Origin of the sequence: Psychrobacter sp. FME6, assembly GCF_014861365.1 — a bacterium.
In the GTDB taxonomy this organism is placed as follows: Bacteria; Pseudomonadota; Gammaproteobacteria; order Pseudomonadales; family Moraxellaceae; genus Psychrobacter.
In genome coordinates this window covers 1-2,278 of record NZ_RRYW01000179.1, presented here as the reverse complement: position 1 = coordinate 2,278, position 2,278 = coordinate 1, and the positions used below count along the sequence as shown (strand labels likewise).

Genomic DNA, 2,278 nt, shown 5'->3' with positions numbered 1-2,278 from the left:
TAAGCATTCTAATCAAATTTTCCGCTGTTGTTTGCTTATTACCATTCAAGATTTCTCGTATTTTTGTCTTAATGCTTTTGACGCTCTTGGTTGAAGGTTTAATAAGCACCTTTTCACCGTATCGCTTTACATTTTGACCTAAGAAGTCGAATCCCTCTGTTACATGAGTTATTTTTGTCTTTTCTTTTGACAAAGTTAAGCCACGAGACTTAAAGAACTCAACAACCGCAGGTTTGATTTCATATTCCAGTATCTCTTTCGTTCCACCAGTGATGATAAAATCATCGGCATATCTTACAAAGTTTACTTTAGCTACATTCTGACCTCTGCGAGTGGTGCGAGGAATTACTCCCTCGACTACCTTCTGAAGCCCATCTAGCGTCATATTTGCCAAAGTAGGTGAGATTATACCGCCTTGCGGAGTACCTTTTTCAGTTGCGAACAAGTTGCCTTTATCAACTACACCTGACTTTAGCCACTTTCCTAGAATAGTCTTATTCGTGGGAACATTGTCTATTAGCCATTCGTGTTTGATATCATCAAAACATGCAGAGATATCTCCCTCCAAAACCCAACGTGCAGAGCCTTTTTGGGATAGTATCTTAAAGCATTGCTCTATAGCGTCAGCAGTGCTACGAGCAGAGCGAAAACCGTATGAATTACTGTCTGCGAGTGTTTCTGAGACAGGTTCGAGTGCAAGTAGGTGTAACGCTTGCATAGCTCTATCTTTCATGGTCGGTATGCCCAATAGACGCTCTTTACCATTTGACTTAGGTATTGCTACTCTTTTTAATGGCAGAGGCTTATATCCATTGTGTTTTAACGAGTTAACGGCTTTCATTTTCGCAGCAGGGGTTGACCATGTTGTACCATCAACTCCTGCCGTATTTTTACCGCGATTTTCAGTCACTCTTTTGACTGCTAATGCTTTTGCAGAAAAAGAGCGAGTCAGTAGATGTTGTAATGATTTAACTTTACCCCATTTACCTTCTTGAGTTGCTTTTACGATACGCGCTTGATGCCTTTTAACCGCACAATTACACTTAGCCCAATTGATATCGTGCCAGTGCAAATGTTGGTCGATTGGTGCTCCTGAAACTCTCGTTCCATTCATCAGCTATTCCTATCTTAGAAGGTTTTTCAAACTATCTCGTAATTAAAGACCGCATGGAAGTCTGCTTGCTTTTGCAATAAGGTCATGTTTCAAACCTCTATCCCATTCATTACAAATAGGCATTCGCTTTTTCCACATTCTCATACCCTCTATTCTATAGCCCTTCCTTGCGGTTGGGTTTCCCTCAATGATTCAGGGAGAATATAGGGCTTACCATGTTCCATATTAAGGACTTATTTCGATTTAGACTCATTCTTTCAGCCAGCAGAGCAACGTCTATGTCAAAGATTCAGAGATTCCTTGAGCCTGTCTGCATACCTTTTGGTTCAAGCCTATCAGTATTTTTGGCTTGTTCTTGGTTATGACTTTTATCAAATGTTCACTTACGTTAGTCTTGTCGAAAATCCTAGCACCATGACCGATTAATACTATCAGTGCTTGACTACTTCCTCGCGGTTTTGTCTTGGCATTTCTGCTTGGCACATTGTTAGTGCAGCTTTGCACAAAACTGTTACCAGTTATGCACATGCACCTAGGATACTGTTCATAGAAAAACAGGTAATAATCTCAATTACCATCTTTAATACGACTTCATGTCGCACCTCTGACACCAAGACCTTCTCTACCTTTCGGACTGTCTTGGCGTGAGCCGCAACACGAGCAGGTTTGGGTTGTGTACGCTTCATTCACTTCGATATAGTGGCAACCTGCGTTCGCGCATTTGTAATCCAGTTGCCGTTTAATCTCAAACCAACCAGCGTCATAGACGGATTTGGCAAGTTTGCTTGAAGTGAATGATTTTGATTTTATCTTTCCAACGACAATTAAGTTGTTGGATTTGACAAGCTTTGATGTGAATTTATGGATCAAATCTTGGCGGGTGTTTTTAATCTTGGCATGAATGGCCTTAACCCGCTTTTTATTATTAGCCCTTTGAGCAATCGCTAGTTTCTCAGCGTATTGATGGGTGGTTTTGGTTTGCAGTTTATCGCCATCACTACTCACCGCTGCATCTTTGCAGCCCAAATCAATACCGACTTTGCCGCTGCCGCAGGCTATTTTTGGATATTCCTTAACGGTGATACAGGCGTACCAGTTACCACGACTATCTTGCACCAACTCACAGGTGTTGATGTTGTATAGGGCTAAATTATAGCTATCCCA

At 41.3% G+C, this 2,278-nt stretch carries 2 protein-coding genes; both read right to left on the bottom strand.

Going from position 1 to position 2,278, the window contains the following annotated elements; translation table 11 throughout:
* Positions 1-1,114: group II intron reverse transcriptase/maturase (gene ltrA, locus EI162_RS14020; protein WP_192524915.1), on the bottom strand; the 1,114-nt coding region annotated here is incomplete at its 3' end.
* A gap of 591 nt (positions 1,115-1,705) precedes the next feature.
* Positions 1,706-2,278: RNA-guided endonuclease InsQ/TnpB family protein (locus tag EI162_RS14015; RefSeq protein ID WP_225737013.1), on the bottom strand; the 573-nt coding region annotated here is incomplete at its 5' end.